Genomic DNA, 24,862 nt, shown 5'->3' on the forward strand with positions numbered 1-24,862 from the left:
GCATGTACGCGGGGTGGGGAGCGAGCGGACGCAACGGAGGGTATCGGCGGTGAATCGACCGGTGGTCGAACTGACCGCCCTCGGACTGCTGCTCGGGGGATGCTGGCTCGTCGCGTGGCTGTCCCGTCGAAACGGCGCGGAACCGGACGGCGGGTACCGGACGCGGCGCGGGTTCGGCGTCGACGTCGGGACGCTCAAGGAGTCGGTGACCCGCTGGACGACGACGACCGACCACCGGGAGATAGGGATACTGTACATCGTCTTCGGCACCTTCGCGGCGCTCTGGGGCGGCACCGACGCCATGATGATGCGCACCGAACTCCTCACCCCCTCCGCCGACATCTGGTCGGTGGAGACCTACAACGCCCTGTTCACCGCCCACGGCCTCATGATGCTCTTTTTCTTCGTGACGCCGGTGTTCTTCGGCATCGCGAACTACTTCGTCCCGCTGCTCCTCGACGCCGACGACATGGCGTTCCCGCGGCTGAACGCCATCGGCTTCTGGCTCCTTCCGCCCTCGCTGTTCCTCGTCCGCGGCGGCCTCCCCGCGCAGATCGTCGGGCAGATACTCGGTTTGCTCGGATTTCGAGGCGACGTCCGTCAGTTCTTCTGGACGCTCCACGACCCGGAACTCGGCTGGACGCTGTACACGCCGCTGTCGGTGCAGACGGTGAACCCGCAGATAGATTTCCTCCTCCTCGGCCTGCACCTCTCCGGCATCGCCACGACCATCGGCGCGATCAACTTCATCGCCACGATACTCTACGAGCGCGGTGAGGGGGTCGGTTGGGAGAACCTCGACATCTTCTCGTGGACCATCCTCACGACGAGCGGCATCGTCCTCTTCGCGTTCCCGCTGCTGGGCAGCGCGCTCATCATGCTCCTGCTCGACCGGAACTTCGGCACCACGTTCTACGCGCCGGTGGGCGGCGACCCCATCCTCTGGCAGCACCTGTTCTGGTTCTTCGGCCACCCCGAGGTGTACATCATCTTCCTCCCCGCCACGGGGCTGATGAGTTTCATCCTCCCGAAGTTCGTGGGCCGGAAGCTGTTCGGGTTCAAGTACATCGTCTACTCGACGCTCGCCATCGGCGTGCTCAGCTTCGGCGTCTGGGCCCACCACATGTTCGTCACCGGCCTCGACCCGCGCCTGCGGGCGAGTTTCATGGCCGTCTCCATCGCCATCGCGGTGCCGAGCGCCATCAAGACGTTCAACTGGATAACGACCATCTGGTCGGGCAACGTCCGGCTGACCGCGCCGATGGTGCTCTGCATCGCCAGCATCGGCACGTTCGTCGTCGGCGGCGTGACGGGCGTGTTCCTCGCCACGATTCCCGTCGACATCGTCTACCACGCGACGTACTACGTCGTCGGCCACTTCCACATGATCGTCATGGGCATCATCCCGTACACGATGGTCGCGGCCAGCTACTTCTGGTACCCCATCCTGACTGGGCGGATGTACGACCGCCAACTTGCGCTGTTCCAGTCGGTGCTGCTCGTCTTCGGGTCGGTCGTGACGTTCGGGACGCTCATCGCCATGGGACTATCGCACCTACCGCGGCGGTACGCCGTCTACCCGCCCGAGTTCGCGACGCCCCAGCGAATTGCGACCGTCGGCGCGTTCGTCATCGGCATCAGCGTCCTCCTGTGGCTGTACAACATGATCTGGTCGTACTGGAGCGGGGAGCCGGTACGAACCGCGGACGTGTGGGGCCTGAAGCGCACCCGGCAGTTCACCCGCGAGTGGCAGTGGTTCGAGCGGCGACTGGAGGAGCGGTACGACATCGAACCGACGGAGCCCGAGGTTACGCGCGCGTCCTCGACGACCGTTCCCGGCGAGGGGAGCCCGACCATCCTCCGAAGCGTGGAACCGCTCCTCACCACGATACCGCGAATCGCCGCCGCCGCCGCGACCGGCGGATTCGTCGGAACGATGATGATGTCGGGCGTTCTGCTCACCGCGACGATTCTGGGCGTGTTCGACCTCTCGTCGTTCGCCGAACTCGCGGAACTCGTCGGAATGCGCAACGTCACCGTGGGTTACCTCCTCTTTCTCGTCGGCGGAATGACGACGTGGGCGCTCCTGTTCGCCACGCTGGCGGAGTTCCTGCCGGGCCGCCCGCGAATCGTGACTGGTATCGCGTACGCGACGATAATCTCGGTCGGGTTCGGACTGGCGTTCTACACCGGGCAAACCGGACTGCGACTCCTCGGCTACCTCGTGTTCGTCCTCGTCGCCCACTGGTTCTACGGCGTCGGCCTGTCCGTCACGTTCGAGTACGTCGGGTCGCGCTGGCGGGTCGAGAGATGAGCGGCGACGAGCGTTCTTCCGCGCCGGTTAGGGACGACCGACCGACCGTCTCGACCCTGCTGACCTACGGCGCGCCGTTCCTCGGGACGCTCCTCGTCGCGGTCGGCATCGCCGGCGGCATCCTCGGGGGGTACGCCGCGGTGCAGGCGGAACTGGGGTTGTGCGGGGATCCGACGATCGTGGTCTACACGCCCGACCAGTCGGAGCAGTATACGAACCCGCGGGCCGATCCGACGCTGCGCCGCTTCGACGTCTCCGAACTGGCTCCGGCGGAACGGCGCGCGTTCGAGGAGGCCGTCGAAAGCGTGAGGGGGGAAGCCGAGGTACGGGGGCGGTTCGTCCACCGGCGGGCGTTCCGCCGCGGCGTCCTCGTCTCGGACGGCGGGACGGTGCGCTACGCGACCGTCGCCTCGACGAACTCGTGTCTCTCCGTCGACCCGCTGCTCTTCCCGCTCGGGGTGGTGTCCATCCTCCTCGGCGTTCTGGGCATCCTCACGCCGCCGCTCTACCGGATGGTGCTCGAACGCGAGGAGCGGGCGGGGCGGGGGCCGCGGTGAACTAGCCGGTGATCGCCGCCCCGGCGTACAGCACGACGACGAGGAAGATCCAGACGGCGTCCACGAAGTGCCAGTACATCGACACCGTCGAGACCGAGGTGTCTCGCTCGGCGTCGTACTGCCCGCGCAGCGCCCGCCAGAGGACGATACCGAGCAACACCACGCCGAGCGTGACGTGGAGACCGTGCAGGCCGGTCAGGCCGAAGAAGGCGCTTCCGAAGATTCCGGTCGACAGGGTGAACCCTTCCCCGACGATGAACTCGTGGTACTCGACGACCTGCCCCCCGACGAACGCGACGCCGAGCGCCACCGTGAGTCCGAGGAGCGCGAGAAACCGCCCCCGGCGTTCGTCTTCCAGCGCGAGGTGCGCGAAGTGGAGCGTGAAACTGCTGAGCACGAGGAGCACCGTGTTGACGAGGACGAGCGAACTCAGGAGGTGGGGGAGGTCGCCCGGCGGCCACCCGCCGACGCGGATGAAAAAGTAGTACGCGAACCCCGCGCCGAACGTCCCCAAGTCGGTGAGCAGGAACAACACCATCGTCGTCAGATACGAACGTCGCTTCCGGGCGTCCGCCCGCTCCCGCCAGTAGCGGCGGACGTAGGCCGAATCGAGCCACCCCGCGAGTCCGGCGACGAACACCCCGAAGCCGACGACCGCGATGGCGATTCCGAGCACCGTGGGGAACACGTCGGTCGCCCGACCCAGGAGCGCGAGCGCGCCGCCGGCGTACAGCGTTCCGGCGCCGGCGGCGGCGACGAAGGGCCAGCGACTCCGCTCGTGGTGACTCGACTCGTGCTGGCGCTGCTCCGCGGCGCGGTCCGCGCCGGCCGTCGGGTCGGACATGGTACCGATAGAGACAGTCCGCCGAACGGCAAAAAACCGACGGCGACCTATCGGTTGTCGGCCGAGAGCGCGTTCGCGAACACGAGCGGGTTGCGCGTCTGGAGCCAGACGGTTCCCGCGCCGGAGAACCGCGTGACCCGCCCTTCGCCGCCGAGCACCGAAGATTTGATGCCGCCGTCGCGTTCGCGCGAGAGGTCGAGACCGTCCGTCCACGCGACGAGGTGGTCTTCGTCCACGATGAGGGGGTCGTCGTCCGCGATGTCGACGCTGTAAATCGACCCGTACGACGAGAGGAACGCGATACCGTCACCGCTCATGGCGAGGACGGTTAGCTCGTTGGACGAGAAGAAGTTCCGCGCGTCGTTGAGCGCGGTTTCGTGTTCCACCTCGGGCGTCCACGCCAGCGGCGACCCCGATTGGGCTTTGATGCGGCCGGTCTCCGCGAGGTCGATGGCGACGACGTCGCCGGGCACGTCCGGCGCGAGCGTGACGTGCGCCCCGTCGACCTCCGCCGTGAACGCGTTCGAGACCGTCTCGCGCTCGTCGCTGATGGCCCGCGAGAGCATCCCCTTGAGACCGTCGCCTCCGCCGACCCGCGCGTCGGCGTTCGTGCTCGCGCTCCGACTGACCATCGTGCCCGTCTTCGCCTCGATGGTCTCCCCCTCGTCGAGCGTCGCCGTGAGAACCGCGTTGCTCGGTCCGTTGGTGATCTCGTACTCCATACCCGAAACTGATGGCCGGTCTGCTATATGAAGTTACGCACGAAGCCGGCGATACCTACAGGAGCGTCGCCCCGTCGAACGAGATGCCCGTCCTGTGGGGGAGGACGCCCTCGACGCCGACGGCGAACACCGTCTCGCCGAGCATCGCCATGCTCGCCGCGCCGCCGGCGGCTTCGACTTCGGCCACCGTCTCCCGAACCCTGTCCGTCGGCAGTCCGATTTCGCGCGCGAACGTCCACGAATCGCGGATCAGCCGTTCGAGCGACGGTTCGTCGGGGAGCGAGTCGAGAACGCGACCGCCCACCGCCTCGATTCGGGCCATGAGTTCGTCGTCGCCGAGGGTGTCGCTCGTCGCCATGCCGCCGAACGAGACGTACTCGACGGCGTCGCTCGGCTCCCAGCGCCTGCGTCCCGACCCGTCGTCCATCAGCAACCCGCCCGCCGACTGGATGAACACGTCGCCGAGGCCGGTGCCCGCCTCGACCTCCGCGACGTGCGAGGCTTGGACGAGTCCGTCCCGCGAAAGCCCGAGTTCGAACGCCTCGTTCGCCGCGAGCGCGGTTGCGAGGGTCGCCGCGCCGCTCGCGCCGAACCCGCAGCCGACGGGAACCTCGGCGTCGAGTTCGACGCGCGCCGCGACGCCGAGGTCGTCGAGCACGCCCTCGACCGGTTCGAAGTCGGTGGCGTCGCCGTCGAGGAACACTTCGGTTCGATCTGCGGCCCGCACGTCGGCGACGACGCCGTCCTCGATGGCCACGCTCGCACCCTTCGACCCGTTTCCGGACTCCGCCGGCGCGAACACCGCCGTGATGCTCCCCGGAGCGAACGCTCTCATACGGGTACCGAGGCGGAAGCGGGCCTTCAATCCGCCGACCGACGAGCCGGAGTCGTGGAGTGGAAATATTTACTGAAATAGGAGCATTCGTGGATATATATTCACTAAATTCCTTAGATCGATTCCGAACGTCTATCACTTCCCGAAAAATTTTATAGTATGCTACCGAATAACATAGTATGTCGAGCCAGTCCTCGCCCGCGCAGACGACTTCCCAATGGAGCGACCCGAAACGCTGTCCGTTCTGCGATGCTCCCCTCGACGACGGCGGTTGGGGGTTCATCGTACACATCAGGGAGAATCAGCCGTGTAACGACGAGTTCGAAACGTGGCGCGACCGAATCGGCGGCGACATGCGCGGCGAGTGGGGCGGATAGCGGGCCGTCGCCCGTTTTCGATTCCTCGATTCACGTCGTCCCCGTCCGACTCGTCTTTTTCGCGTCAATCCTCGCGTCTCGATTCCTCGTCGCCCGTATCGCGGTCTTCGTCCCGCTCTTTCTCGTCCGCCTCTTTTTCCTCTTCCTCTGTCTCGTCTTTTTCTTCTTTTTCGTCTTCCTGCTCTTTCGCCTCTCCTTTCTCGTCTCTCTTCCCCTCTCGCTCTTCCCGCTCCCGTTCTTCCCTTTCTCGCGCACCCTCGTTCCGCTCACTCCCACCGCCGCTCGTCCGGTCCGCGCTCGCCCCGGTCCGGTCCCCCGCGCTCGTCGCGTCGTCGACGTCGCTCGCGCCTCCGTCGGCGACGGTCGTGGGGAGAGGGTCGGACGACTGCGTCTTCGCGCCGGGGGTCGGCGGGTCGACCACGCCGACCGTGACGACGATACCGGCCGCGAAGAACGCGGCACCGACCAGCGTCAGCGTCCGCTGCATTCGGTTCATCGTCCGCGGGATTCGGCGACCGTCGACTTTATTAGTGATGGACTAAATCGTCCGGCGGTCGGTCAGGTCGCCCCGTCGTCGAATTCGAGCGTCACGTCGAGTAAGGCGTGGAGCACGTCCGGGAACCGGGTGACCTCGACCCGCTCGTCGCCGCGGTAGTCCACGATGTCGGCGGCGGCGAGTTTCGGGAGGTCGGTGTGGTGGAGGTCGGTGTATATCCTGACGAGCGTCTCGGCCGAGAGGGGTTCGTCTCGCCCCGCGGCCATCCACCCCGCGACGTTGTCCGCGATGCGCGTCACCGTCGTCCGGTCGCGTCGGCGGAGATGGTACAGAGCGTAGCGTCGCCGCGGCTCAGCGAGTATCTGTAAGAGCGTTCGCAGCGAATCCTCCTCCCCATCCATGAGTTCTCGGTTGACGAACGGTGGGTTTCCGGCCCGATGTAATAAAACGCCGGGAATCGCTGGGTCGGGCAGAGTTATAGTAATCGCACGGAATGTCACGGTATGGTCGATTTCCCTCCCTCCTCCATCGACGCCGTCGCGGACGAAGACCGCGATCCTCGCGTCGTCGGCGTCGACAGCGACGACGCCGACGACCTCGTCGCGGCGCTCTCCTCGCAGACCGGTCGGGACATCCTCGCCGCCCTCTACGAGGAACCCGCGACCCCCGCGGCCATCGCGGAGCGGGTCGATACGTCCCTCCAGAACGCCCAGTACCACCTCGGAAAGCTGGCGGACGGAAATCTCGTCGAGGTCGCGGACACGATGTACTCCAGCAAGGGCCGCGAGATGAAGGTGTACGCCCCGGTCGCGGAACCCCTCGTGCTCTTCGCCGGAAACGAGTCGGACACCGCGGGGTTGAAATCCGCCTTGAAGAACCTGCTCGGCGGTCTCGGCGTCCTCGGCCTGGCGAGCCTCGTCGTCCAGCGACTCTCGTCCGGCGGGATGACGCTGACGAGCGGCGACTCGAACGACGGAGGGAAATCGTCGAACGGAGCGGGCGGCGGCGACGTCGCTCAAGGGACGACCAGCGATAGCGCGGGCGGCGATGCGATCGGCGCGACGCAGTCGCCCACGGGCAGCGGAACGACGGAAAGCGCGGCGCGGAAGACCGCCGAAACGACGACGACCGTCGCGGACCGCACCACCGCGGCGGTGGGTGATGCGACGACGACCGTGACGCGGACGGTCGCGGAGGGGACGGCGGGCGTCGACCTCCCGCCGGGACTGCTCTTCTTCGCGGGCGGCGCGCTGGTTCTCGCGCTCGCATTCGCGGTCTGGTACGTCCGGGCGCGGCGCGAGCGTGAACCTTGATGGAGGTCGAGTGCTAACATCTGTCAACCGTTGCTCGACAGCAGAACCGTCCACACCGTCGGAACGCTCTCGATGGCGTCGGGAGCGGCGGTGCTCGTCCTCTCGCTCTCCGTCGTTCTCGCGGGAATCGCGGACGTCGTCGGCGACGCCGCGACGACGACGGACGCGGTGTCCGTCCTCGTTCGGACGCTCGCGGCGGGGGGGTCCGCGTTCGGCGAATCGGGAGGGACGCTCTCGCTCGGGCTTCTCGGCGTCGGCGTCGGCTGCTGGCTACTCGGCGTCGGCCTGCTGTTACAGGGCCGAACCGAGCGGTGAGGAGACGGTGCGGCGCGCCGAATCGCCCCGAACTACCTTGTCTCTGCCCGGCGTACTCGGCGTCCGGTGATACGGTGAGCTTCGAACGGATACGATCGATGGCCGAGCGACTCGGCGAGCGCGCGAGCGTCGAAGCGGTGTACGGCGACCCGATTTCGGTCGGGGACAGGACCGTCGTCCCCGTGGCGAGCGTCGGGTACGGGTTCGGGGGAGGCGGGGACGAGGACGGCGGCGGAATGGGCGGGGGCGTCGGAGCGACGCCCGTCGGCGCGCTCGAACTGACGCCGGACGGGACGCGGTTCGTCCGGTTCTCGAACCCTCGTCGCGTCGGCGTCGCCCTCGTCGTCGGGTTCGTCCTCGGAGTGCTCTTCGGACGGAAGTGACTCCGAAGAGACCCGTTCGCGCAAACGATTTATGGGACTCACCGTCGTACTCGGACGGAACGTCGTCGGGGGGCGGGGTTCTCGAATGGTCACGGACCGACAACTCGCAACGAGCAAGGCGATCAATCGCCGAACCGGACGGACGTTCTACGTCGCGACTCGACTCCTCCCGAAGCGCGTGCGACACCCGACGTACGTCCTCTACGCGTTCTTCCGGACGGCCGACGAGGTCGTGGACGACGCGGCGGGCGTTCCGTCGGACGACCAGTACGCCGCGCTGGAGCGACTTCGGGCGCAGGCGCTCGGTCGGGAGTCGACCGACGACCCGGTTCTCGTCGCCTTCCGCGAGGTGGCGGAGACGCACGACATCCCGGACGCCGAGATAGAGTCGTTCGTGGACGCGATGGCGACGGACGTCGAGAAGGGGCGGTACGAGGACTACGCCGAACTGGAAGCGTACATGCGGGGGTCGGCGGCCGCCGTCGGTCGGATGATGCTCGCGGTCGTCGGTGCCGACGACCGCGCGCGCGCTCGACCGCACGCGACGGCGCTGGGCGAGGCGTTGCAGTTGACCAACTTCCTCCGCGACGTGCGCGAGGACATCGAGGAGCAGGACCGTATCTACCTGCCCCGGACGACGCTCGAGCGCCACGGGGTCACCGAGGAGCAAATCCGGCGGTTGGAGTTCTCCGAGGGTTTCGCGGCGGCGGTGCACGACGAACTCCGTCGGGCCGAGTCGCTGTACTGGCACGGCGTCAGGGGCATCCGGTACCTCCCCGCCGACTGTCGGTTTCCCGTCCTGCTCGCCGCCGTGCTCTACGCCGAACACCACCGACTCATCCGGGCGCGCGGGTACGACGTGCTCTCCGCGACGCCGCGACTCGGCCTCGCACGCACGGCGTGGGTCGTCGCCCGAACGCGCTGGCGCTGGCAGTTCCGCCGCGACCCCGAAACCGTCTTCGAGGCCGTGAGCGCGGTTTCCGAGGGGGCCGGTCGCCGCGCGGGAACCGGGTCGTCGTCGCCGACGCGCTAGCGAGGCGCTCCGCGCGACGACCGGAGGACGGCGAAGTCGAACCGGTCGCTCCTGCGGAGGCCGACGAACAGCAGGAGGGCGATGCAGACGGGAATCCAGTTCGCGAAGTAGGCGTTCGTCGCGCCCCAGAGGACGACGAAGCTCACCATATCGTCCAGCGCGAACTCGCACCGGTCGAGTCGCTCGCGGAGCGCGCGCCAGTCGAAGCCGAGTTCGACCAGTCCGACCGCGACCGCCCCGCTCGCCAGCCAGCCAGCGTAGTTCGAGGGGGGAACGCCGTAGTACGCGCCACCCTCGGCGTACGTCCAGAGGCCGAGGGCGACGGCGGCGGGGTCCAGCACGAGGTCGACGAGCAGCACGACGGCGAGCGAGGCCGCGAATCTGGCGAGCCGAGAGCCCGCTCGGGGGCCGAGCAGGAGGAGGCAGAGCAGGTAGCTGTTCAGCACGAGGGGGAAGAAGAAGACGGGGAGGCCGGCCGGAACCGTTCCGAACAGCATCGGGCCGAGTTCGACCCCGTAGCGAAACTCGCCATAGGGGAAGCCGGTCGTCACGCCGACGAACTCCACCGCGTAGGTGTAGGCCGCCAGCGCGAGGAGCGCGATTCCCGCGCGGCGGTCGACGAGCGGCGCGAGTCCGGCGACGAGCGGCGACCGCATCACGAGCGTCCCGAACAGGATGAGGAGCGGGTCGCGCGCGAGTCGCGCCGGAATCCACCCCTCGTGCCCCGCCACGAACAGCAGGGCCCCGACGAGGGGGAAGACGACGGCGATGGTGAACCGGTTGTTCCGGACGAGCGTCGACAGCCCCGCTTCCGCGTCGCGTCTATCCACGGACGACACCCCACAGGCCGCCGAGCGTTAGCGCCGCCCCGACGGCGGCGTTGATGGCCGGATACCACCAGTAGGCGCGGTCGATGGCCACGTCGCCGACGACCCACGCCGCGACGAGGGCGGGGTAGGCGAGCAACAGCGCGCCGGCGCGGGGGTCGAGCAGGGCGAACGTCCCCGCCGCGAGGAGCCAGCAGACCGCACAGTAGGCCAGCGTCCCTCGCGCCCCGAGCACCGTCGCGGTCGTCCGGATTCCCGCCCGGCGGTCCGGGTCGATATCGGGAATCGCTGAGAAGGCGTGCATCGCCATCGCCCAGAGCCACCCGCCGGCGACGGCGAACGGGGGCGGGGGTGTCGCGGCGAGCGCGGCGTAGGCCGCGGCACCCGGGAGAACGTAGAGACCGTTCGAGACGGAGTCGAGGAACGGCGTCGCCTTGAATCGCAGCGGCGGCGCGGAGTACCCCGCGCCGAGGACGAGGAAGCCGAGGAGCCACGGCCGCGCGACGGGCGGCGCGACGAGCACGAGCGCGAGTCCGAGCAGGGCGGAGACGACGACCGCGATCGGAACCGCTCCGCCCCCGCGGTACCTGCCCTCGCGGCCGTCTTTCTTCGGATTTCGCTCGTCAGCGTCGGCGTCGAACACGTCGTTGACGCCGTAGAGGAAGACGTTCGCCGGGACGAGGAAGTAGGCGAACAGCGCGAGCGCGGGGGGAGAGAGCAGTTCGTCGACCGAGGACGCTCCGTAGGATAGCCCTACCAACACCGGTCCGGCGAGGTAGAGCCAGAATCGCGGGCGCGACAGTTTCAGTAGCTGGCGAATCATCGGAGCCTCGGTTCAGCGGTCTTCGATGACGGCGGCGGCGGCGTGCTGTCCGCCGATGAGACACATCGGCACCCCGATGCCGGGCGTGGTGTACGACCCCGTGAAGTACAGTCCGTCGACCTTCGGCGAGCGGTGGCCGGGGCGTAAGGGTCCGGTCTGCCGGAGCGTGTGGGCCAGTCCGAGCGCGGTTCCCTTCGCGCTGTTGTACCGCTCGGCGAACTCCGAGACGCAGAACCGCTCCTCGAAGACGATTCGGTCGCGGAGTTCGACGCCGGTATTCTCGGCGACGTCGGCCAGCATCTTCTCGCGGAATCGGTCGCGGACGGCGGGGCCGTCCGGAAGGCCCGGCGCGATTGGGACGAGGACGAAGAGGTTGTTGTACCCGTCGGGAGCCACGGCGTCGTCGGTCTGGCTCGGCGCGCAGATGTAGTAGGCCGGGTCGTCGGGCCACGCCGGACGTTCGAAAATCCGGTCGAAGTGGGCGTTCCAGTCGGTCGGGAGGACGAGGGTGTGGTGGGCGAGCGGGTCGACGTCGCCCTCGACGCCGAGGTAGAGGAGGAACGCCGACGGGGCGTAGGTGCGCGAGTTCCAGTAGTCCGCGCCGTACCGGCGCATCTCCGGCGGGAGGAGTTCCAGTTCGGTGTGGGCGTAGTCGGCGTCGCTCACGACGAGGTCTGCGGCGGTCGCTTCGTCCCCGACGTGAACGAGGAAATCCCCCTCGTGGCCCGTGACGGCGGTCACCTCGCGGCCGGTTCGGTACTCGACGCCCAACTCCTCGCCGAGTTCGGCGATACCGTCAACGACGCCGCCGATGCCGCCCTCCGGGTAGTAGACGCCGAGGTTGAAATCGACGTGGCTCATCAGGTTGTAGATGGCCGGCGTGTTCTTCGGGGAACCGCCCAGGAAGACGAGCGTGTACTGCAGTATCTGCTGGAGCCTCGGGTGGTCGAAGAAGCTCTCGACGTGGTCCTGCATCGACCCGAGGAGGTTCAGGCCGCGGGCGTTCTTCGCCACGTCCCACGAGAGGTAGTCCCGAAAGCGGGCGCGGTCGGCGTAGACGAAGTACTCCATCCCGACGCCGTAGTTCCGCTCCGCCCGGTCGAGGTACCGCTGGAGTTCCTCGCCCGCGCCCGGTTCGAATGCCTCGAACGTCTCCTTGTTCCGTTCGAGGTCGGGGACGATATCGACCCGGTTACCGTCCGCTCGCGGCCCGCGGCCAGTCGCGCGGCCCGGCGAGGAGTCGCCCTTGAAGAAGATACGGTAGTGCGGGTCGAGTCGCCGTAACCCGTAGTAGTCGTCCGGCGCGCGGTCGAAGTGCCCGAAGAACCGCTCGAACACGTCCGGCATGAGGTACCACGACGGACCCATGTCGAACCGGAAGCCGTCGGCGGCGAGGCGACTGGCGCGCCCGCCGAGCTGGTCGTTCTTCTCCAGCACGGTCACGTCCGCGCCCGCCTCGGCGAGGTAGCACGCCGTCGAAAGTCCCCCGAACCCGCTTCCTACCACGACGACGGACTGGTCGACGAGGTTCATAGGTCCCGTGCGAGCGCGACGGTGATAAAAACGACACCCCGACGAAGGGGAGGCTTTGTCGATGCATAAGGTCGTTTCTCCGTACGTTTAGCTGGCGTATAACAAAGGTAGTAAAGCCCGTATCATCTACCGCGCCCTTCCTGACTCGGGCGCGTAAGCGTGCAGCCGTGAACTCGGGTAGTCCGACGGTGCCAGAGGCTCTGGCGGAAGGTTGGCCTCCTTCCAAAGTGTCACCAACCCTCTCACGAAAGTTCTCATCTCGGAGTACCGTTATTCCACGCTGCACCTCTTTACTCTCGCGAAAATGTGCGATATTCGATAGATTTATGTCGGCGTGCGCCGCGCTCGTACCCAACGGACGAATCAGACGTGCAACTCGACGCATTCTTACTGTTACTCGGTGTCGCCCTGCTCTCGTTTCTCGTCGTGGTGACGCTGTACGTCGTCTGGTCCCGAATCGTCGGTCTCGACCCGACGCTCGCGCAGGGGTTCGTGTCCCTCTCGGGCGTGAAACGGTTCGCGATGGCGCTGGTGTCCGGCGTTCTGCTCGGCGTCAGCGCGGTACTCGCTCCCTCGGTTCCGGTCGGCGTCGCGGCCATCGTCATGCTCGCGGCCAGCACGTTCGCCGCGCTGATGCTGTTCGAACTGGTGCGCAAGCGACACGCGACCTGAACGGTCAGGACTCCGCGTCGACGCTGGCTTCGACCGCGGACAGCAGTTCGTCGGGCGAGACGACCGTCCCGCGTTCGCGGAGCGTCCGATAGCGCGCCGCGGCGTCGCTCCCGGCGTAGTTCCGTTCCTCGAAGGGACGCTCCTCGACGATGATGACCGAGTCGGCTTCGGCGGCGGCTTCGAGGTTCGCCAGGTTCCCCGCGCCGACCTCCACGTCGGCGAGCACGGTCGCGTCCGCGTCGCGGATTCGCGCCTCGACCGCTTCCCGCGCGCTCGCGCCGATGGGCGCGAAGGGTTCTTCGACCACCGCGTCCAGTCCGAGCAGGCGGGCGGTTTCGAGGTCGGAGTCGCCCTCGTTCAGCACGCCGACGGACGCGTCGTACCCCGCCGCGGTTAGCAGGTAGAGCAGGCGCGAGACGGTTCCGCCGCCCCCGACGACGTGGACGCGCCCCTCGCGGGCGGGGGTCGTTCGGTCCGGGAGCGCGGTCACGTACGTCGACCCAGTCACGGGGTGGCGGGAGACGACCGCCCGGGCGTCGAACGCCTCGCGGAGGGTGTCCTCGGCCAACACGTCCGTCGGCGGGCCGGAGGCGAGCACCGACCCGGAATCGAGGAGCAGGAGTTCGTCGCAGTAGTGCGCGGCGAGATTCAGGTCGTGGATGGCCGCGACCACGGTCTTTCCCTCCCGAACCAGTTCCCGGACGAGTTCGAACGTTCGCACCTGATGGTTGATGTCGAGGCTCGCGGTCGGTTCGTCCAGCAGGAGGACGGGCGTGTCCTGCGCCAACGCGCGGGCGAGCAGGACCCGTTGGCGTTCTCCGCCGCTTATCGCGGTGATGGGGCGGTCGGCGAACGCGGTCACGTCGGTTCGCTCCATCGCGCCCTCGACGACGTCCGCGTCCGAGACCGTCTCGGTCGTCCGTTTCTCGCCCGCGCGACCGCCGAACCGCGAGCGGTAGGGGTTGCGACCCATGGCGACCACCTCGCGGACGGGGAAGTCGAACGAGAGCGACGTGTCCTGCGGGACGGTCGCCACGCGGCGACTGGCCGCCTTGGAGGAGAGGTCGGAGACGGCGTCGCCGTCGACCAGCACGCGCCCCTCGTCGGGCGAGAGCGCGCCGTTCACCGCCCGGAGCAGGGTCGTCTTCCCCGCCCCGTTCGGGCCGACGAGTCCCACGAACCGTCCGCCGTCGACGGTGGCGGTGACGCCGTCGAGGACGCGGGCGTTTCCGAGTCGCACCGCCACGTCCTCGATTCGGATCACAGCGCGTGCACCTCCCGCTTGCGGAGCAAGTAGAGGAAGAAGGGCGCGCCGAGGAAGGCGGTGACGATGCCGACCGGGAGTTGCTCCGCGCCCGCGGCGGAGCGGGCGACGGTGTCGGTCGCCACCAGGAAGACGGACCCGGCGAGAGCGCTGGTCGGGAGCAGTATTCGGTGGTCGGGGCCGACGAGCAGGCGCATCACGTGCGGCACGACGAGGCCGACGAATCCGATGACGCCCGACACCGCGACCGCGGCCGCGGTGACGACGCTGGCGACGGCGAGGAGGAGGCGCTTCGTGCGTTCGACCTCGACGCCGAGGTTGTGGGCGTCCTCCTCGCCGAGCAGGAGGACGTTGAGTTCCTGCGCGAACGCGGCGAGGACGAGAAAGCCGACGAGCGAGACGGGGAGCGCGACGCCGACCTTTCCCCACGAGGCGTAGTGGAGGTGGCCCATCAACCAGAAGACGGCCTCCCGCAGGCTCTCCCCGCTTTCGAGGAGGAGAAAGGAGACGACCGCGCCGAGCAGCGTCTGCACCGCGACCCCGGCGAGCAGGAGCGTGGCGACCGGCGTCCGCCCGTCCCGCGTCGCCAGCAGGTAGACGCCGAAGGCGGCGGCCATCGCGCCGACGAAGGCGAACAGGGGCAGCGCGAAGGGGAGCGAAATCGAGAACGCGATGGTCGCCACCGCCCCGACCGCCGCGCCCGAGGAGACGCCGATGATGGAGGGGTCGGCCATCGGGTTGCGGAAGAAGCCCTGCATCACGACGCCCGCGGTGGCGAGGGCGAAGCCGACCACCGCGGCCAGCGCGATTCGCGGCAGTCGGAGGCGGGTGACGATGACCGCCGCGGTTCGCGGCACCGCGAAGGAGAAGAGGGGGTCGTACGAGAGGTCCGGGAACGGGACGCCGAGCGAGAGGCCGCCCGGAACCGACAGCGTCTGCTGGGAGAGTCGGACCCCGGTCGGCACCGCCAGCGCGTTGAGGAGGGTCTTCGCCACCACGACGGGCGAGAGGGAAGTCGGGCCGATCGCGGCGCTCGCCAACACGACGAGTATCAACGCCGCCGTCAGTCCGCCGCACCACGTCGTCACGCGCGTCCCGTATCGCATCTGTATCCAAGTCTGGTTGCTTTAGGTAAATATTTATTGAACACGCTCGACGTGCCGAGTGGCATGAGACACCTACTGCTGTCGGCGATGCTCGTCGTCGCCGCGATTTTCGGCTCGGGCGGCGTCGTCGGTGCGACCGACGACGCCGCCGACCTGGCGCAGAACTCCTGTTCGTTCCCGTTCTCGAAGACCGACGCGACGGGGACGGAGGTCACGGTGAAAGAGGAGCCGCGGAGGATAGTCACGCTCTCGCCGAGCGCGGCCCAGACGATGTGGGAGATCGGCGGGAAGGAGAAGGTCGTCGGGGTCACGAAGTACGCGATGTACCTCGACGGCGCGAGCGCGAAGGTGAACGTCTCGGGGGCCGGGATGACGACCGTCGTCCCCGAGAAGGTCGTCGCGCAGAACCCCGACCTCGTGCTCGCCCCCAACATCATCCCCGACCAGACCGTCCAAAAGCTGCGGGACGCGGGGCTGACCGTCTACAAGTTCCGCGAGTCGAAGTCCATCGAGGACATCTACGCGAAGACGAAGCTGACCGGCCAGTTGACGGGCGAGTGTCGAGGGGCCACGGAGACCGTCTCGTGGATGAAAGACCGCGTGAGCACCGTCCGTAAGGCGGTCGAAGGCGAAGACCGTCCGAAGGTGCTGTACGTCATGGGCGGCGGCTTCACCGCCGGAAACGGAACGTTCGTGAACACCATCATCCGGACGGCGGGCGGAACGAACGTCGCCGCCGAAGCCGGGATAGAGGGGTACAAACAGGTCAGCAACGAGGTGGTCGTCCAACGCCAGCCCGAGTGGTTCGTCCTCTCGGGCGGTATGCAAGTCCCCGACGCCTACGGCGAGACGCCCGCCGCGAAGCGGAACAACACGGTGTCGCTGAACTCGAACTACGTGAATCAGCCCGCTCCGCGCATCGTCTACCCCATCGCCACCCTGGCGAAGAAACTCCACCCCGAAGCGTACGCGGAGGCGAACGCGACGAGTACGACGACCGAGACGACCGCGGCGGCCGAGACGAACGCCGGGAAGACGACGACCACGACCGCGACCGGTTCCGGCGGTCAACCCGGCTTCGGAACGTCCGCCGCGCTGGCGGCGCTCGCGTTGGTCGCCCTCCTCGCGCGGCGCGAGTGAGGCGATTCGGCGGGGGAGGACTCGGCGCGAGCGACACGAAAAGGCGTTTAACGGGGGACTGCGGAGAAGAAGTATGGTCGAAATAGTCATCTGGCCCGCGTATCTCGACGCGGGGTTGACTCGGAGCGAGGGGCGGCGGGTGCCCGAGCGCGCCGCCGTCGAGGAGCCGACGGTGGACGAAATCGCCCGCGCGGTCCAGCAGGTCGGGTACGACACCGTCATCGAACGCGACAAGGCTTACTCGCGCGAGGGGTGGGAAGAGCGCGGTCGCGTGCTGGTGAAGAACGCCGACGACTCCTCGAAGAACGACCTCATCCAGGCCGTCGCCGCCTACGTGTCGGCCATGCGCGACTGATGCGCCGACTCGGGCAGGTCGTTCGAACCGCGCAGGGGCTCGCCATCGTCCGGTCGCCGGGCGAGGAACACCCCGACCTCGGCACCGAGGCGGTGGACGAGAGCTTACGGACCGTGGGCCGCGTGGTCGACGTGTTCGGCCCGGTCGAGCGACCGTACCTCGCGGTGTCGCCGGACGAGGGGACGCGACTGGCCGCCCTCGTCGGGTCGAAGCTGTACGCGCGATAGCGACTCGGCTCCGTCGCCGGCGGGCCGGCGTCTCGGGAAGCAGCTTCGCCGACCGTCGATCGTTGGTGACGACGAGTTGGCATTCTCGAAAGCTCCCGCCGTCTCGACTCGGGAGGGCTTTCCGGAACCCCGTCACGTCGTTTCTCCGAAGGTCGCGTGACGAGAGCATTCGACGGGGTTTCGAGGAGTTCCGCTGCGAAACCGTCTCACCGCGAATCGTTCCGCACTCCGCCGAGACATCGCCGTACTCCGCTTTCCATCGACTCCGAACGGAGTCGCGTAGAGACCGACGGGTACACGTGTCCGCGCCCGATACCCACTGCCATGAGTCAAATCGACGTGGAACCCGTCGAGCGAATCGACGAAGCGGACGTGCCCGCGGGCGTGGAGGCCCCGGAGTACGTCCTCTACGGCGGGAAGGGCGGCGTCGGCAAGACGACGATGGCCGCCGCGACGGGGCTGGCCAGCGCGCGCGACGGGACGCGAACGCTCGTCGTCTCGACCGACCCGGCGCACTCGCTGTCCGACACGTTCGAGCGCGAGATTCCGGCGGAGGCGACGCGGATTCGGGACGACGTCCCGCTCTTCGCCGCCGAAATCGACCCCGACGCCGCGCTGGAGGAGCAGGCGGGAATGCTCGGCGGCGAGGGTCCCCTCGGCGGGATGCTCGGCGACGACGGCGACGGGCCGATGGCCTCCCTGTTAGGCGGGGCGATGCCGGGGGCCGACGAGGCCGCCGCGATGCAAAAACTGCTGGAGTTCCTCGACGACGACCGGTTCGACCGCGTGGTCGTGGACACCGCGCCGACCGGGCACACCCTCCGCCTGCTCGAACTCCCCGAGATAATGGATACGATGGTCGGGCGGATGGTGTCGCTCCGCCAGCGATTGCAGGGAATGATGGACGGCGTGAAGGGCGTGTTCGGCGGCGAGAGCGACTCGTCGGAGGGCATCGACGACCTCGAGGCGCTCAAGGGACAGATAGAGCGCCTGCGGACGACCCTCCGCGACCCCGCACAGACCGACTTCCGCGTCGTGATGATTCCCGAGGAGATGAGCGTCTTCGAGTCGAAGCGCCTGCTCTCGCAGCTCGACGAGTTCGACATCCCGGTGGGGACCGTCGTCGTCAACCGCGTGATGGAGAATCTCGCCGACGTGACGGAGGCGGTCGATTCGAGCAAGTTCGTCGCGCCGAACTTGGAAACCTGCGAGTTCTGCCAGCAGCGGTGGCAGGTGCAACAGCGCGCACTTCGGGAAGCCCAAGACGTGTTCCGCGGCCACGACATCAAGCGCGTTCCCCTCTTCGCCGACGAGGTGCGCGGCGAGGAGATGCTGTGCGTCGTCGCGGCGTGCCTGGACTGAGGCGCACTCGCGGTTCGGGGACGCATTCGGGACCGGCTTCGGTGTCGACGAAAATCGGCGCGGAGAACTTCGGCGACCGTCACGACCGAGATTCGGTCTAAGTATAATACATATAAGATTATAATACAGAAACAGGAAATTACGGATGGTTCTCGTACCGTTTTCTCCGATGAGGCTATCGAGTAGGGTGCATGTTACAGGGACTCGCACTCGTTGCGCTCCTGATCGGAGCGGTCGCGTTCATCATCGTCGCAACGGCGAAGTTGGAGTTGCACGCGTTTCTGACGCTACTCGTCGCCGCGTACGGAACCGGATTGATAGCGGGCGTCGACCCGAAGAAGGTTGCGACGCTCGTCACCGACGGGTTCGGAAGCGTGCTGGGCTACATCGGCATCGTCATCCTCGCGGGGACGATCATCGGAACGACGCTCGAACGATCCGGCGCGGCGATCGTCATCGCGGAGACGATCCTCGGCCTGGTCGGCGAAGAGCACACGACCGAGGTCATGGCCGTCACGGGGAGCATCGTCAGCATTCCCGTTTTCTGCGACTCGGGGTTCGTGATCCTCTCCGGGTTGAATCGCGCGGTCGCCGAGCGCTCTTCGCTCTCCCTTTCGACGCTCGGCGTGGCCCTCGCGGGGGGGCTCTACGTCACGCACGTCTTCGTTCCGCCGACCCCCGGCCCGATCGCCGCCGCGGGTATCCTCGGCGCGGACGTCGGCCTCGTCATGCTCACGGGACTGCTCGTGAGCGTTCCCGTGGTGTTCGTCGCGGCGAAGTGGGCCGATGCGGTCGCCTCGAACTACCACATCGATCCGAACCCGGAAACGACGATCGAGGACATCAAATCGGAGTACGGCGACCTGCCGTCGCCGACGGCTTCGTTCGCACCGCTGCTCGTTCCCATCGCGCTCATCACGCTCGGTAGCATCGCTTCCTACCCGGAAGCGGGGAACCCGGCGTTCGTTACCGGAGCGCCCCAGCGGTGGCTCCTCTTTCTCGGCGATCCGGCGGTGGCACTCGTCATCGGCGCGTTCGTCGCGTTCGGAATGGTTCCGACGTACAAAGACGAGATCACCGACGAGTGGGTTTCCGACGGTATCACGAACGCCGCGGTCATCCTCGCGGTGACGGGTGCCGGCGGCGCGTTCGGTTCGGTGCTCGCCGCGCTCCCGCTGAAGGCGTTCGTGCAGAACACGTTCGGCGGTCTCGGCGTCGGTTTGCTCGCCGCGTTCGTCATCGCCGCTGCGCTGAAGACGGCGCTCGGCTCCTCGACGGTCGCCATCCTGACGACGGCGAGCCTCGTCGCTCCGTTGCTCGGGTCGCTCGGCCTCGCGTCGCAGTGGGGAAAAGTGTTCGCCGTCCTCGCCATCGGTGCGGGGAGCATGACCGTCAGCCACGCCAACGACTCCTACTTCTGGATCATCACCGAGTTCACCGATATGGAACCGCAGACCGCCTACCAGGCGTGGACGCTGGCGACGCTCGCGCTCGGACTCGCCAGCATCGTCTGGATCGTCGTACTCCGAAACGCGGTCCAAGTGTCGGCGTCGCTGGTCGGGTGACCGCCCCGACGGCGCTCGTCGGTCGCTCGGCTACTCGACCACCAACACCCGCAAGTCGTTCACGTTCGTCCCCGTCGGGCCGGTTTCCACGAGCGCCCCCGCGGAATCGAGGAACGGGTATGCGTCGTTCTCCCGAAGCGCCTCCTCACCGTCCTCGACCGGCGTCCCGTCGTCCACGAGCGCGCCGGCAGCGTCGGTGCTCCCGTCCCGTCCGTCGGTGTCGACGCTGGCGACCGTGATACCGGCGTCGAGTTCGAGGCGGGAGCCGAGGGCGAACTCCAGATTCGGGCCGCCCTCGCCCGCTCCGCGGACCGCCACCGTCGTCTCGCCGCCCGAGAGCAGTATCGCCGGCGGAGCCAGCGGATTCCCGCTCGCCTGCACTTCCTCGGCGACGGCGACGTGGGTCGCGGCGGACTCGCGCGCTTCCCCGCGAACGCGCGAGGAGAGAATCATCGCCTCGTACCCCCGCTCCTCGGCGGTTTCGCGGGCCGCGTCCAGCGCGGTGAACCCGTTGGCGAGGACGTGATTAGCGACGCGGTCGAAGACGGGGTCGTCTCCCTCGGGCGTCTCCGATAGCTCGCCGGAGACGCCGCGCTCCAGTCGGTCTCGAACGGTCGACTCGACGCCGTACCGGTCGAGGACCGCCAGCGCGTCCCCGAAGGTCGTTCCGTCCGGCGCGGTCGGGCCGCTTCCGATGACGCCGGGGTCGTCGCCGACCACGTCGCTGAACAGCAGACCGACGACGGTCGCGGGGGACGCCGCGCGGGCGAGTTGCCCGCCTTTCAGCGCCGAGCAGTGCTTGCGAACCGCGTTTATCTCGTCGATGTCCGCGCCCGAATCGAGCAGGTCGCGGGTCGCCCCCTGCAGGTCCGCCAGCGAGATTCCGTCCGCGGGGGCGGGCAGGAGGGCGCTCGCGCCGCCGGTGACGACCGCGAGGACGAGCGTCCCCTCGTCGGCAGAGTCGACGAGTTCGCGCACCCGCCGTGCGCTCTCGACGCCCTCCTCGCTGGGCACCGGGTGGTCGCCCGGAAGCACGTCGACGGTCGCCGTCTCCTCGGGGTCGTCGGTCACGACCGCGCCGCGAGCGACGCGGTCGCCCAGAACGGATTCGACCGCCACCGCGACCTGCGCGGCGGCTTTCCCGCCGCCGACGACGACCACCTCGTCGTACGCGGAGAGGTCGTACCTCCCGTCCCCGATTCGGAGCGTCTCCCCGTCGAGCGCCACCCGCTCGCGGACGACGGTGTCGGGGTGAGCCGCCTCGATTCCGGCTTCGATGCAGGCCAGCGCCGCGTCGCGGGCGGGCGTCGCGGCGAGCGCCTCCCGATTCGCTATCATCCGAGGTACTTCTTCGCCCAGTTGCTGGTCGAGAGCTCCGAGACGGTCCCGTAGAGCTTATCGAGCCACGCCGCCGGGAGGATTCGCGCGTAATCGGTCAACTCCGCGACGGTGCCGACAGGGTAGCGCGCTTCGGGGTGTTGGACGTTCGCCGCGTCGAGGATGGTGTCGGCGACCTCCTTCGGATGCACCGCGCCGGGCATGCCGCCGTCGACGGCCCGCCGGTCGTCGTACATCTCGTAGAACCGCTCGTAGGCCCCGGAGCGTTCGACGCCTTCGATCTCCCCGTTCGCCCGCTCGTAGAACTGCGTGTCCACCGGACCGGGTTCGACCAGCACGACGTCGACGTCGTACTCCTCGACCTCCGAGCGCAGCGCGTCGGAGATGCCCTCCAGCGCGAACTTCGACCCGCTGTAGATTCCCATGCCGGGGACCGCGACGCGCCCGACCGCGCTGGAGACGTTGACGACGGTTCCCTTCCCCCGTTCGCGCATGTGGGGGAGGGCGGCCCGCACGAGGCGGAGCGGCCCGTAGACGTTCACGTCGAACTGCGCGTGCACCTGCTCTATCGGCACGTCCTCGACGGGGCCGGGTTGCGCGTAGCCCGCGTTGTTGACCAGACAGTCGACGTGCCCGTGTTCGTCCACGATGCGCGAGACGACGCGGTCGACGTCCTCGTCCTCCCGCACGTTCAGCGTGGCGACGTGACAACCCTTCTCGCCGAGCGTCTCGATATCGGCGGGATTTCTGGCGGTGGCGTACACTTCCCAGCCGTCCGCGAGGAACGAGAGGGCGGTCTCCCTGCCGATTCCCGACGAACAGCCCGTGATCAGCACAGTCTCGGCCATGGGGTTTCCTTCGAAGGGGGGTGGCTAAGTACCAACGGTTTCTTTCACCTCGCCGGCGTAGGCGTCCGCCCGCCGGGTCGGCTCCGGAAGTTTGTAGCCCGCGCAGAGTTTCCAGACGAGTTCCGCCGCCGTCTCGGCGCTCACCCGGTGGCCGGGGCTGACGTACAGCGGATTGACGTGGCGCTTTTCGGGGTTGTCGTACTGGCGCGACTGGAGCGCGTAGCCGATGACGGTTCCGTCGGGCGCGCTGACCCGACCGTTCGCGACGACGGGGACGCGCTCGCCCTCGTCCATGTGGCCCTGCGGCGGGTCGCGCAGGGTCCCGCAGAGCAGGCTCTTTGCGACGCCGACGGCCGGCACGTCCAGCATGACGCCGATGTGGGTGGCGATGCCCGCCTGTCGGAAGTGGATGCGTCCGCTCCCGTCCACGACGGCGAGGTCGGGGTCGACCGACAGCTCCTCGAACGCCGCCAGAATCGCCCCGCCCTCGCGGAAGGATAGCAGGCCGGGGATGTACGGAATCTCCGTCTCGACCGCGGCGTGGGCGCGCTCGACGACCTCGCCGTCGCGGAGCGCGACGAGGGCGCTCACCGCGTAGTCGCCGACGAACGCTTGGTCGACGCCGACGACGACCGGCGCGTCGGCTCCGTCCCGTTCTTCGACGCCTCCGAGGTCGCCACCCCCGGTCGGGAGTCGGGTCTGCCCGTCGTCGCCCCCGGTCCGAATCGCGGCCGGGTCGAACGCGAACTCGTCCTCGAACACCGCCGTCTCGGCCACCTCGTGCTGGAGCGCCTCCATCTCCTCGCGCGAGAGCGAGGCGTCCGGCGCGAACTCGGGATGGGCGAGGGTCATCAGAACCGCCCGCCACCCATTCCGCCCCGGCCACCGCCGCCGAACTCGAGCTGTTTCGGCGCGCGTTGGCCCTCCTTCCTGAGCTTCGCGCCGTAGAGTAGCCCAAGACCGAGGCCGGTGAGGTGCGCGAGTTGGGCGACGCCGCCCGCGCCGACGCCGAAGGCGACGCTGGTGAACGCCGAGTAGACGGCGAACGCGAGCGTCGCCAGCCAGAGCGGCATCGGGATGATGAAGTAGAGGTAGATGCGGAGGTTGGGGTTCAGCACCGTGAGCACGCCCATGATGGCCGCTATCGCGCCGCTCGCGCCGAGGACGGGGGCGAGCTGTCCCGGTTGGGTGAGGATTGTCGCCCAGACCTGCGCGAGCCCCGAGAGCGCGCCCGTCGCCAGAAAGAGGACGGTGAACTTCTTGCTCCCGATGCGTCGTTCGACGACCGGGCCGAAGAAGTACAGCACGATGCTGTTGATCGCGATGTGGCCGATGCTGCCGTGCGCGAAGATGGAGATGAACCACGTCCAGACGTAGAAGGGGTGCGCGGTGTTCAGCGTGAAGATGTTGAACCACTGCATGTCGAATTGCCCCTGCGTTGGCGGGTTGATACCGAACAACGGCGCGATAGCTATCTGGGCGACGTACGTCAGCCACATTAGCCCGAGGAAGACGAACGTCATGTTCCCCCGGAAGTACGCGAGGGGACCGCCGGTTCCGGTGCTCACGCCGAACGTACCGCTCCGACCCCGGTTCTCCACGCTGTCGTCGAACCCGCTGTCGAAGACCCCTTTCGGGTCGTTCCACTCGTTCAGCCCCGGACAGGAGTGGTTTTCCGGCAGACGATGTTCGCCGCAGAACGTCCCGCCGCACATCCGGCATTTGTACGGCATGTTCTCGTTTTGACCACACACGTCGCAGTTCGCCATTGTTTGTCGTTTGAACCGATAGCAGAAATGGGTTTGGGTGATTCGGCGACCGTCGTTATCGGGCGTCTTCCGGTCGCTGCCCGCCGAAGACGGCGAAGTTGTAGTACTGCCAGATGGACGTGACCGAGTCGTATCCCGACTCGCGGAGCCACACCAGTTGGTCGGTGAGCGTGTCGGGGTCGTCGTACTCGTCGCTGGCCTGCCAGCGAGCCATGAACTCCTCTTCCTCCCAGCCCTTGGAGCGAACCCAGTTCTTTATCATCGAGTCCGAGAGCGTCTCCAGGTGCGGCGCGTCGAAGCGAATCACGTCGCCGTTGACGAACCATCCGCCGGGGACCAGCGCGTCGAAGACGGCGTCGAAGAGGACGCGTTTCTTCTCGGCGGAGAGGTGGTGGACGGCGAGCGACGAGATGACGAGGTCGAACTCCTCGCTGGCGGCGGGGTGGTCGTCCGGAAACGCACCGCGTTCGATGTCGACTCGGTCGCCGAACGTCTCCAGTTTGCGGTCGGCCTCGGCCAACATCTTCTCGCTGTGGTCGACGGCGAGGACGCTGCTCTCCGAGAACCGCGTGAGGAGTTTCGCGGTGAGTTCCCCCGTTCCCGCCCCGAGTTCGAGGACGCGAATCTCGTCGGTGCGCTCCTGCGGCGGCGCGTTCAAGATCGCGTCGTGGAGTTCGTCGTACCGCGGGACGATGGCCTCGATGCCGGGGTCGTAGACGCGAGAATCCTCGAACACTTCGCCGGGTTTCTTCATGCCCCCTCTAGCGGACCGAGCGATTAATGCTTTTTCCGGCCTCATCTCGGGCCGGGGATTATGCCCGCGACGCATAGGGGGCAGGACCTT

General features: G+C 67.9%; 28 protein-coding genes. 13 read left to right on the forward strand and 15 right to left on the reverse strand.

The window, feature by feature from the left end; all coding sequences use genetic code 11:
* Positions 1–49: 49 nt before the first annotated feature.
* Positions 50–2,314 (forward strand): DUF6789 family protein, encoded by a 2,265-nt coding sequence (locus LIX00_RS03685; RefSeq protein ID WP_368410711.1) that lies wholly within the window; start codon positions 50–52, stop codon positions 2,312–2,314.
* Entirely contained in the window at positions 2,311–2,871 is a 561-nt protein-coding gene (locus tag LIX00_RS03690; protein ID WP_227354836.1) for a hypothetical protein, read from the forward strand. The genes LIX00_RS03685 and LIX00_RS03690 overlap by 4 nt, the downstream gene beginning before the upstream one ends.
* 1 nt (position 2,872) lies before the next feature.
* Here LIX00_RS03690 and LIX00_RS03695 read toward each other — a convergent pair whose 3' ends face one another.
* The 3 genes from LIX00_RS03695 to LIX00_RS03705 are packed head-to-tail and all read right to left on the reverse strand — an operon-like array spanning position 2,873 to position 5,272.
* Positions 2,873–3,715: a cytochrome c oxidase subunit 3 gene (locus LIX00_RS03695; protein WP_227354837.1), complete on the reverse strand. Its 843-nt coding sequence runs from the start codon at positions 3,713–3,715 to the stop codon at positions 2,873–2,875.
* Positions 3,716–3,762: 47 nt separating this feature from the next.
* Entirely contained in the window at positions 3,763–4,437 is a 675-nt protein-coding gene (locus LIX00_RS03700; protein ID WP_227354838.1) for a TIGR00266 family protein, read from the reverse strand.
* Positions 4,438–4,492: 55 nt separating this feature from the next.
* The gene (locus LIX00_RS03705) at positions 4,493–5,272 is read right to left on the reverse strand and encodes a GHMP family kinase ATP-binding protein (RefSeq protein WP_227354839.1); all 780 of its coding nucleotides are present in this window, start codon (positions 5,270–5,272) and stop codon (positions 4,493–4,495) included.
* A 179-nt stretch (positions 5,273–5,451) separates the two neighbouring features.
* On the opposite strand from LIX00_RS03705, the gene LIX00_RS03710 reads away from it, so the two are divergent.
* On the forward strand, positions 5,452–5,649 hold the full coding sequence (locus tag LIX00_RS03710) for a DUF7501 family protein (protein ID WP_227354840.1): 198 nt from the start codon (positions 5,452–5,454) through the stop codon (positions 5,647–5,649).
* A gap of 64 nt (positions 5,650–5,713) precedes the next feature.
* Here LIX00_RS03710 and LIX00_RS03715 read toward each other — a convergent pair whose 3' ends face one another.
* Both LIX00_RS03715 and LIX00_RS03720 read right to left on the reverse strand, forming a co-directional pair.
* Complete coding sequence (locus LIX00_RS03715; protein ID WP_227354841.1) at positions 5,714–6,145, reverse strand: hypothetical protein; 432 nt, start codon at positions 6,143–6,145, stop codon at positions 5,714–5,716.
* Between the two features lie 62 nt (positions 6,146–6,207).
* Positions 6,208–6,546, reverse strand: coding sequence for a DUF7344 domain-containing protein (locus LIX00_RS03720; RefSeq protein ID WP_227354842.1), 339 nt, complete (start codon positions 6,544–6,546; stop codon positions 6,208–6,210).
* A 102-nt stretch (positions 6,547–6,648) separates the two neighbouring features.
* On the opposite strand from LIX00_RS03720, the gene LIX00_RS03725 reads away from it, so the two are divergent.
* From LIX00_RS03725 to LIX00_RS03740, 4 genes are all read left to right on the forward strand, one after another.
* On the forward strand, positions 6,649–7,458 hold the full coding sequence (locus LIX00_RS03725) for an ArsR/SmtB family transcription factor (RefSeq protein WP_227354843.1): 810 nt from the start codon (positions 6,649–6,651) through the stop codon (positions 7,456–7,458).
* A gap of 30 nt (positions 7,459–7,488) precedes the next feature.
* Positions 7,489–7,773: a hypothetical protein gene (locus tag LIX00_RS03730; RefSeq protein ID WP_227354844.1), complete on the forward strand. Its 285-nt coding sequence runs from the start codon at positions 7,489–7,491 to the stop codon at positions 7,771–7,773.
* 98 nt (positions 7,774–7,871) lie between these two features.
* Complete coding sequence (locus LIX00_RS03735; RefSeq protein ID WP_227354845.1) at positions 7,872–8,156, forward strand: spore germination protein GerW family protein; 285 nt, start codon at positions 7,872–7,874, stop codon at positions 8,154–8,156.
* Positions 8,157–8,241: 85 nt separating this feature from the next.
* A complete protein-coding gene (locus tag LIX00_RS03740; RefSeq protein ID WP_227354846.1) occupies positions 8,242–9,189 on the forward strand; it encodes a phytoene/squalene synthase family protein in 948 nt (315 codons plus the stop codon).
* On the opposite strand, the gene cruF is transcribed toward LIX00_RS03740, so the two are convergent.
* From cruF to crtID, 3 genes are read right to left on the reverse strand one after another with little or no spacing between them, the layout of a single operon-like run.
* Positions 9,186–10,019: a bisanhydrobacterioruberin hydratase gene (gene cruF, locus LIX00_RS03745; protein WP_227354847.1), complete on the reverse strand. Its 834-nt coding sequence runs from the start codon at positions 10,017–10,019 to the stop codon at positions 9,186–9,188. The two genes, LIX00_RS03740 and cruF, sit on opposite strands and share 4 nt — an antisense overlap.
* Complete coding sequence (locus tag LIX00_RS03750; RefSeq protein WP_227354848.1) at positions 10,012–10,839, reverse strand: prenyltransferase; 828 nt, start codon at positions 10,837–10,839, stop codon at positions 10,012–10,014. Before LIX00_RS03750 ends, cruF begins: the two co-directional genes overlap by 8 nt.
* Before the next feature lie 12 nt (positions 10,840–10,851).
* Positions 10,852–12,372 (reverse strand): bifunctional phytoene desaturase/3,4-desaturase, encoded by a 1,521-nt coding sequence (gene crtID, locus LIX00_RS03755; RefSeq protein WP_227354849.1) that lies wholly within the window; start codon positions 12,370–12,372, stop codon positions 10,852–10,854.
* Positions 12,373–12,741: 369 nt separating this feature from the next.
* Between crtID and LIX00_RS03760 the strand changes: the two genes are divergently transcribed.
* Positions 12,742–13,044 (forward strand): hypothetical protein, encoded by a 303-nt coding sequence (locus tag LIX00_RS03760; RefSeq protein ID WP_227354850.1) that lies wholly within the window; start codon positions 12,742–12,744, stop codon positions 13,042–13,044.
* Positions 13,045–13,048: 4 nt separating this feature from the next.
* Here the strand turns inward: LIX00_RS03760 and LIX00_RS03765 are convergent, their stop codons facing one another.
* A complete protein-coding gene (locus LIX00_RS03765; RefSeq protein ID WP_227354851.1) occupies positions 13,049–14,308 on the reverse strand; it encodes a heme ABC transporter ATP-binding protein in 1,260 nt (419 codons plus the stop codon).
* A complete protein-coding gene (btuC, locus tag LIX00_RS03770) occupies positions 14,305–15,414 on the reverse strand; it encodes a vitamin B12 ABC transporter permease BtuC (RefSeq protein WP_227354852.1) in 1,110 nt (369 codons plus the stop codon). The genes LIX00_RS03765 and btuC overlap by 4 nt, the downstream gene beginning before the upstream one ends.
* A gap of 63 nt (positions 15,415–15,477) precedes the next feature.
* Between btuC and LIX00_RS03775 the strand changes: the two genes are divergently transcribed.
* The 5 genes from LIX00_RS03775 (at position 15,478) to LIX00_RS03795 (ending at position 20,063) form a co-directional block, all read left to right on the forward strand.
* Positions 15,478–16,554 (forward strand): PGF-CTERM-anchored ABC transporter substrate-binding protein, encoded by a 1,077-nt coding sequence (locus tag LIX00_RS03775; RefSeq protein ID WP_227354853.1) that lies wholly within the window; start codon positions 15,478–15,480, stop codon positions 16,552–16,554.
* Positions 16,555–16,627: 73 nt separating this feature from the next.
* The gene (srp19, locus tag LIX00_RS03780) at positions 16,628–16,909 is read left to right on the forward strand and encodes a signal recognition particle subunit SRP19 (RefSeq protein WP_227354854.1); all 282 of its coding nucleotides are present in this window, start codon (positions 16,628–16,630) and stop codon (positions 16,907–16,909) included.
* Entirely contained in the window at positions 16,909–17,136 is a 228-nt protein-coding gene (locus tag LIX00_RS03785; protein ID WP_227354855.1) for an H/ACA ribonucleoprotein complex subunit GAR1, read from the forward strand. The genes srp19 and LIX00_RS03785 overlap by 1 nt, the downstream gene beginning before the upstream one ends.
* A 324-nt stretch (positions 17,137–17,460) precedes the next feature.
* The gene (locus LIX00_RS03790) at positions 17,461–18,498 is read left to right on the forward strand and encodes an ArsA family ATPase (protein WP_227354856.1); all 1,038 of its coding nucleotides are present in this window, start codon (positions 17,461–17,463) and stop codon (positions 18,496–18,498) included.
* 191 nt (positions 18,499–18,689) lie between these two features.
* On the forward strand, positions 18,690–20,063 hold the full coding sequence (locus tag LIX00_RS03795) for a GntP family permease (protein WP_227354857.1): 1,374 nt from the start codon (positions 18,690–18,692) through the stop codon (positions 20,061–20,063).
* Between the two features lie 30 nt (positions 20,064–20,093).
* Here LIX00_RS03795 and LIX00_RS03800 read toward each other — a convergent pair whose 3' ends face one another.
* From LIX00_RS03800 to LIX00_RS03820, 5 genes are read right to left on the reverse strand one after another with little or no spacing between them, the layout of a single operon-like run.
* Positions 20,094–21,401, reverse strand: a complete 1,308-nt coding sequence (locus LIX00_RS03800; protein WP_227354858.1) for a glycerate kinase type-2 family protein — start codon at positions 21,399–21,401, stop codon at positions 20,094–20,096.
* Positions 21,398–22,249 carry an SDR family oxidoreductase gene (locus tag LIX00_RS03805; RefSeq protein ID WP_227354859.1) on the reverse strand — a complete coding sequence of 284 codons (852 nt, stop codon included), beginning with the start codon at positions 22,247–22,249 and terminating at the stop codon, positions 21,398–21,400. The genes LIX00_RS03800 and LIX00_RS03805 overlap by 4 nt, the downstream gene beginning before the upstream one ends.
* Positions 22,250–22,273: 24 nt before the next feature.
* The gene (locus LIX00_RS03810; protein ID WP_227354860.1) at positions 22,274–23,101 is read right to left on the reverse strand and encodes an endonuclease V; all 828 of its coding nucleotides are present in this window, start codon (positions 23,099–23,101) and stop codon (positions 22,274–22,276) included.
* Positions 23,101–24,018: a rhomboid family intramembrane serine protease gene (locus tag LIX00_RS03815; RefSeq protein ID WP_227354861.1), complete on the reverse strand. Its 918-nt coding sequence runs from the start codon at positions 24,016–24,018 to the stop codon at positions 23,101–23,103. Before LIX00_RS03815 ends, LIX00_RS03810 begins: the two co-directional genes overlap by 1 nt.
* Before the next feature lie 55 nt (positions 24,019–24,073).
* Positions 24,074–24,772 (reverse strand): class I SAM-dependent methyltransferase, encoded by a 699-nt coding sequence (locus LIX00_RS03820; protein WP_227354862.1) that lies wholly within the window; start codon positions 24,770–24,772, stop codon positions 24,074–24,076.
* Positions 24,773–24,862: the final 90 nt, after the last annotated feature.

The sequence above is a fragment of the Haladaptatus salinisoli genome (genome assembly GCF_020614375.1).
Taxonomy (GTDB): domain Archaea; phylum Halobacteriota; class Halobacteria; order Halobacteriales; family Haladaptataceae; genus Haladaptatus; species Haladaptatus salinisoli.

Bases quoted from the DNA above. Each gene is read 5' to 3' on its own strand.
- LIX00_RS03690 (WP_227354836.1), top strand. From the start codon at position 2,311: ATGAGCGGCGACGAGCGTTCTTCCGCGCCGGTTAGGGACGACCGACCG.
- LIX00_RS03695 (WP_227354837.1), bottom strand. From the start codon at position 3,715: ATGTCCGACCCGACGGCCGGCGCGGACCGCGCCGCGGAGCAGCGCCAG.
- LIX00_RS03700 (WP_227354838.1), bottom strand. From the start codon at position 4,437: ATGGAGTACGAGATCACCAACGGACCGAGCAACGCGGTTCTCACGGCG.
- LIX00_RS03705 (WP_227354839.1), bottom strand. From the start codon at position 5,272: ATGAGAGCGTTCGCTCCGGGGAGCATCACGGCGGTGTTCGCGCCGGCG.
- LIX00_RS03710 (WP_227354840.1), top strand. From the start codon at position 5,452: ATGTCGAGCCAGTCCTCGCCCGCGCAGACGACTTCCCAATGGAGCGAC.
- LIX00_RS03715 (WP_227354841.1), bottom strand. From the start codon at position 6,145: ATGAACCGAATGCAGCGGACGCTGACGCTGGTCGGTGCCGCGTTCTTC.
- LIX00_RS03720 (WP_227354842.1), bottom strand. From the start codon at position 6,546: ATGGATGGGGAGGAGGATTCGCTGCGAACGCTCTTACAGATACTCGCT.
- LIX00_RS03725 (WP_227354843.1), top strand. From the start codon at position 6,649: ATGGTCGATTTCCCTCCCTCCTCCATCGACGCCGTCGCGGACGAAGAC.
- LIX00_RS03735 (WP_227354845.1), top strand. From the start codon at position 7,872: ATGGCCGAGCGACTCGGCGAGCGCGCGAGCGTCGAAGCGGTGTACGGC.
- LIX00_RS03740 (WP_227354846.1), top strand. From the start codon at position 8,242: ATGGTCACGGACCGACAACTCGCAACGAGCAAGGCGATCAATCGCCGA.
- LIX00_RS03750 (WP_227354848.1), bottom strand. From the start codon at position 10,839: ATGATTCGCCAGCTACTGAAACTGTCGCGCCCGCGATTCTGGCTCTAC.
- crtID (WP_227354849.1), bottom strand. From the start codon at position 12,372: ATGAACCTCGTCGACCAGTCCGTCGTCGTGGTAGGAAGCGGGTTCGGG.
- btuC (WP_227354852.1), bottom strand. From the start codon at position 15,414: ATGCGATACGGGACGCGCGTGACGACGTGGTGCGGCGGACTGACGGCG.
- LIX00_RS03775 (WP_227354853.1), top strand. From the start codon at position 15,478: ATGAGACACCTACTGCTGTCGGCGATGCTCGTCGTCGCCGCGATTTTC.
- srp19 (WP_227354854.1), top strand. From the start codon at position 16,628: ATGGTCGAAATAGTCATCTGGCCCGCGTATCTCGACGCGGGGTTGACT.
- LIX00_RS03785 (WP_227354855.1), top strand. From the start codon at position 16,909: ATGCGCCGACTCGGGCAGGTCGTTCGAACCGCGCAGGGGCTCGCCATC.
- LIX00_RS03790 (WP_227354856.1), top strand. From the start codon at position 17,461: ATGAGTCAAATCGACGTGGAACCCGTCGAGCGAATCGACGAAGCGGAC.
- LIX00_RS03795 (WP_227354857.1), top strand. From the start codon at position 18,690: ATGTTACAGGGACTCGCACTCGTTGCGCTCCTGATCGGAGCGGTCGCG.
- LIX00_RS03800 (WP_227354858.1), bottom strand. From the start codon at position 21,401: ATGATAGCGAATCGGGAGGCGCTCGCCGCGACGCCCGCCCGCGACGCG.
- LIX00_RS03805 (WP_227354859.1), bottom strand. From the start codon at position 22,249: ATGGCCGAGACTGTGCTGATCACGGGCTGTTCGTCGGGAATCGGCAGG.
- LIX00_RS03810 (WP_227354860.1), bottom strand. From the start codon at position 23,101: ATGACCCTCGCCCATCCCGAGTTCGCGCCGGACGCCTCGCTCTCGCGC.
- LIX00_RS03815 (WP_227354861.1), bottom strand. From the start codon at position 24,018: ATGGCGAACTGCGACGTGTGTGGTCAAAACGAGAACATGCCGTACAAA.
- LIX00_RS03820 (WP_227354862.1), bottom strand. From the start codon at position 24,772: ATGAAGAAACCCGGCGAAGTGTTCGAGGATTCTCGCGTCTACGACCCC.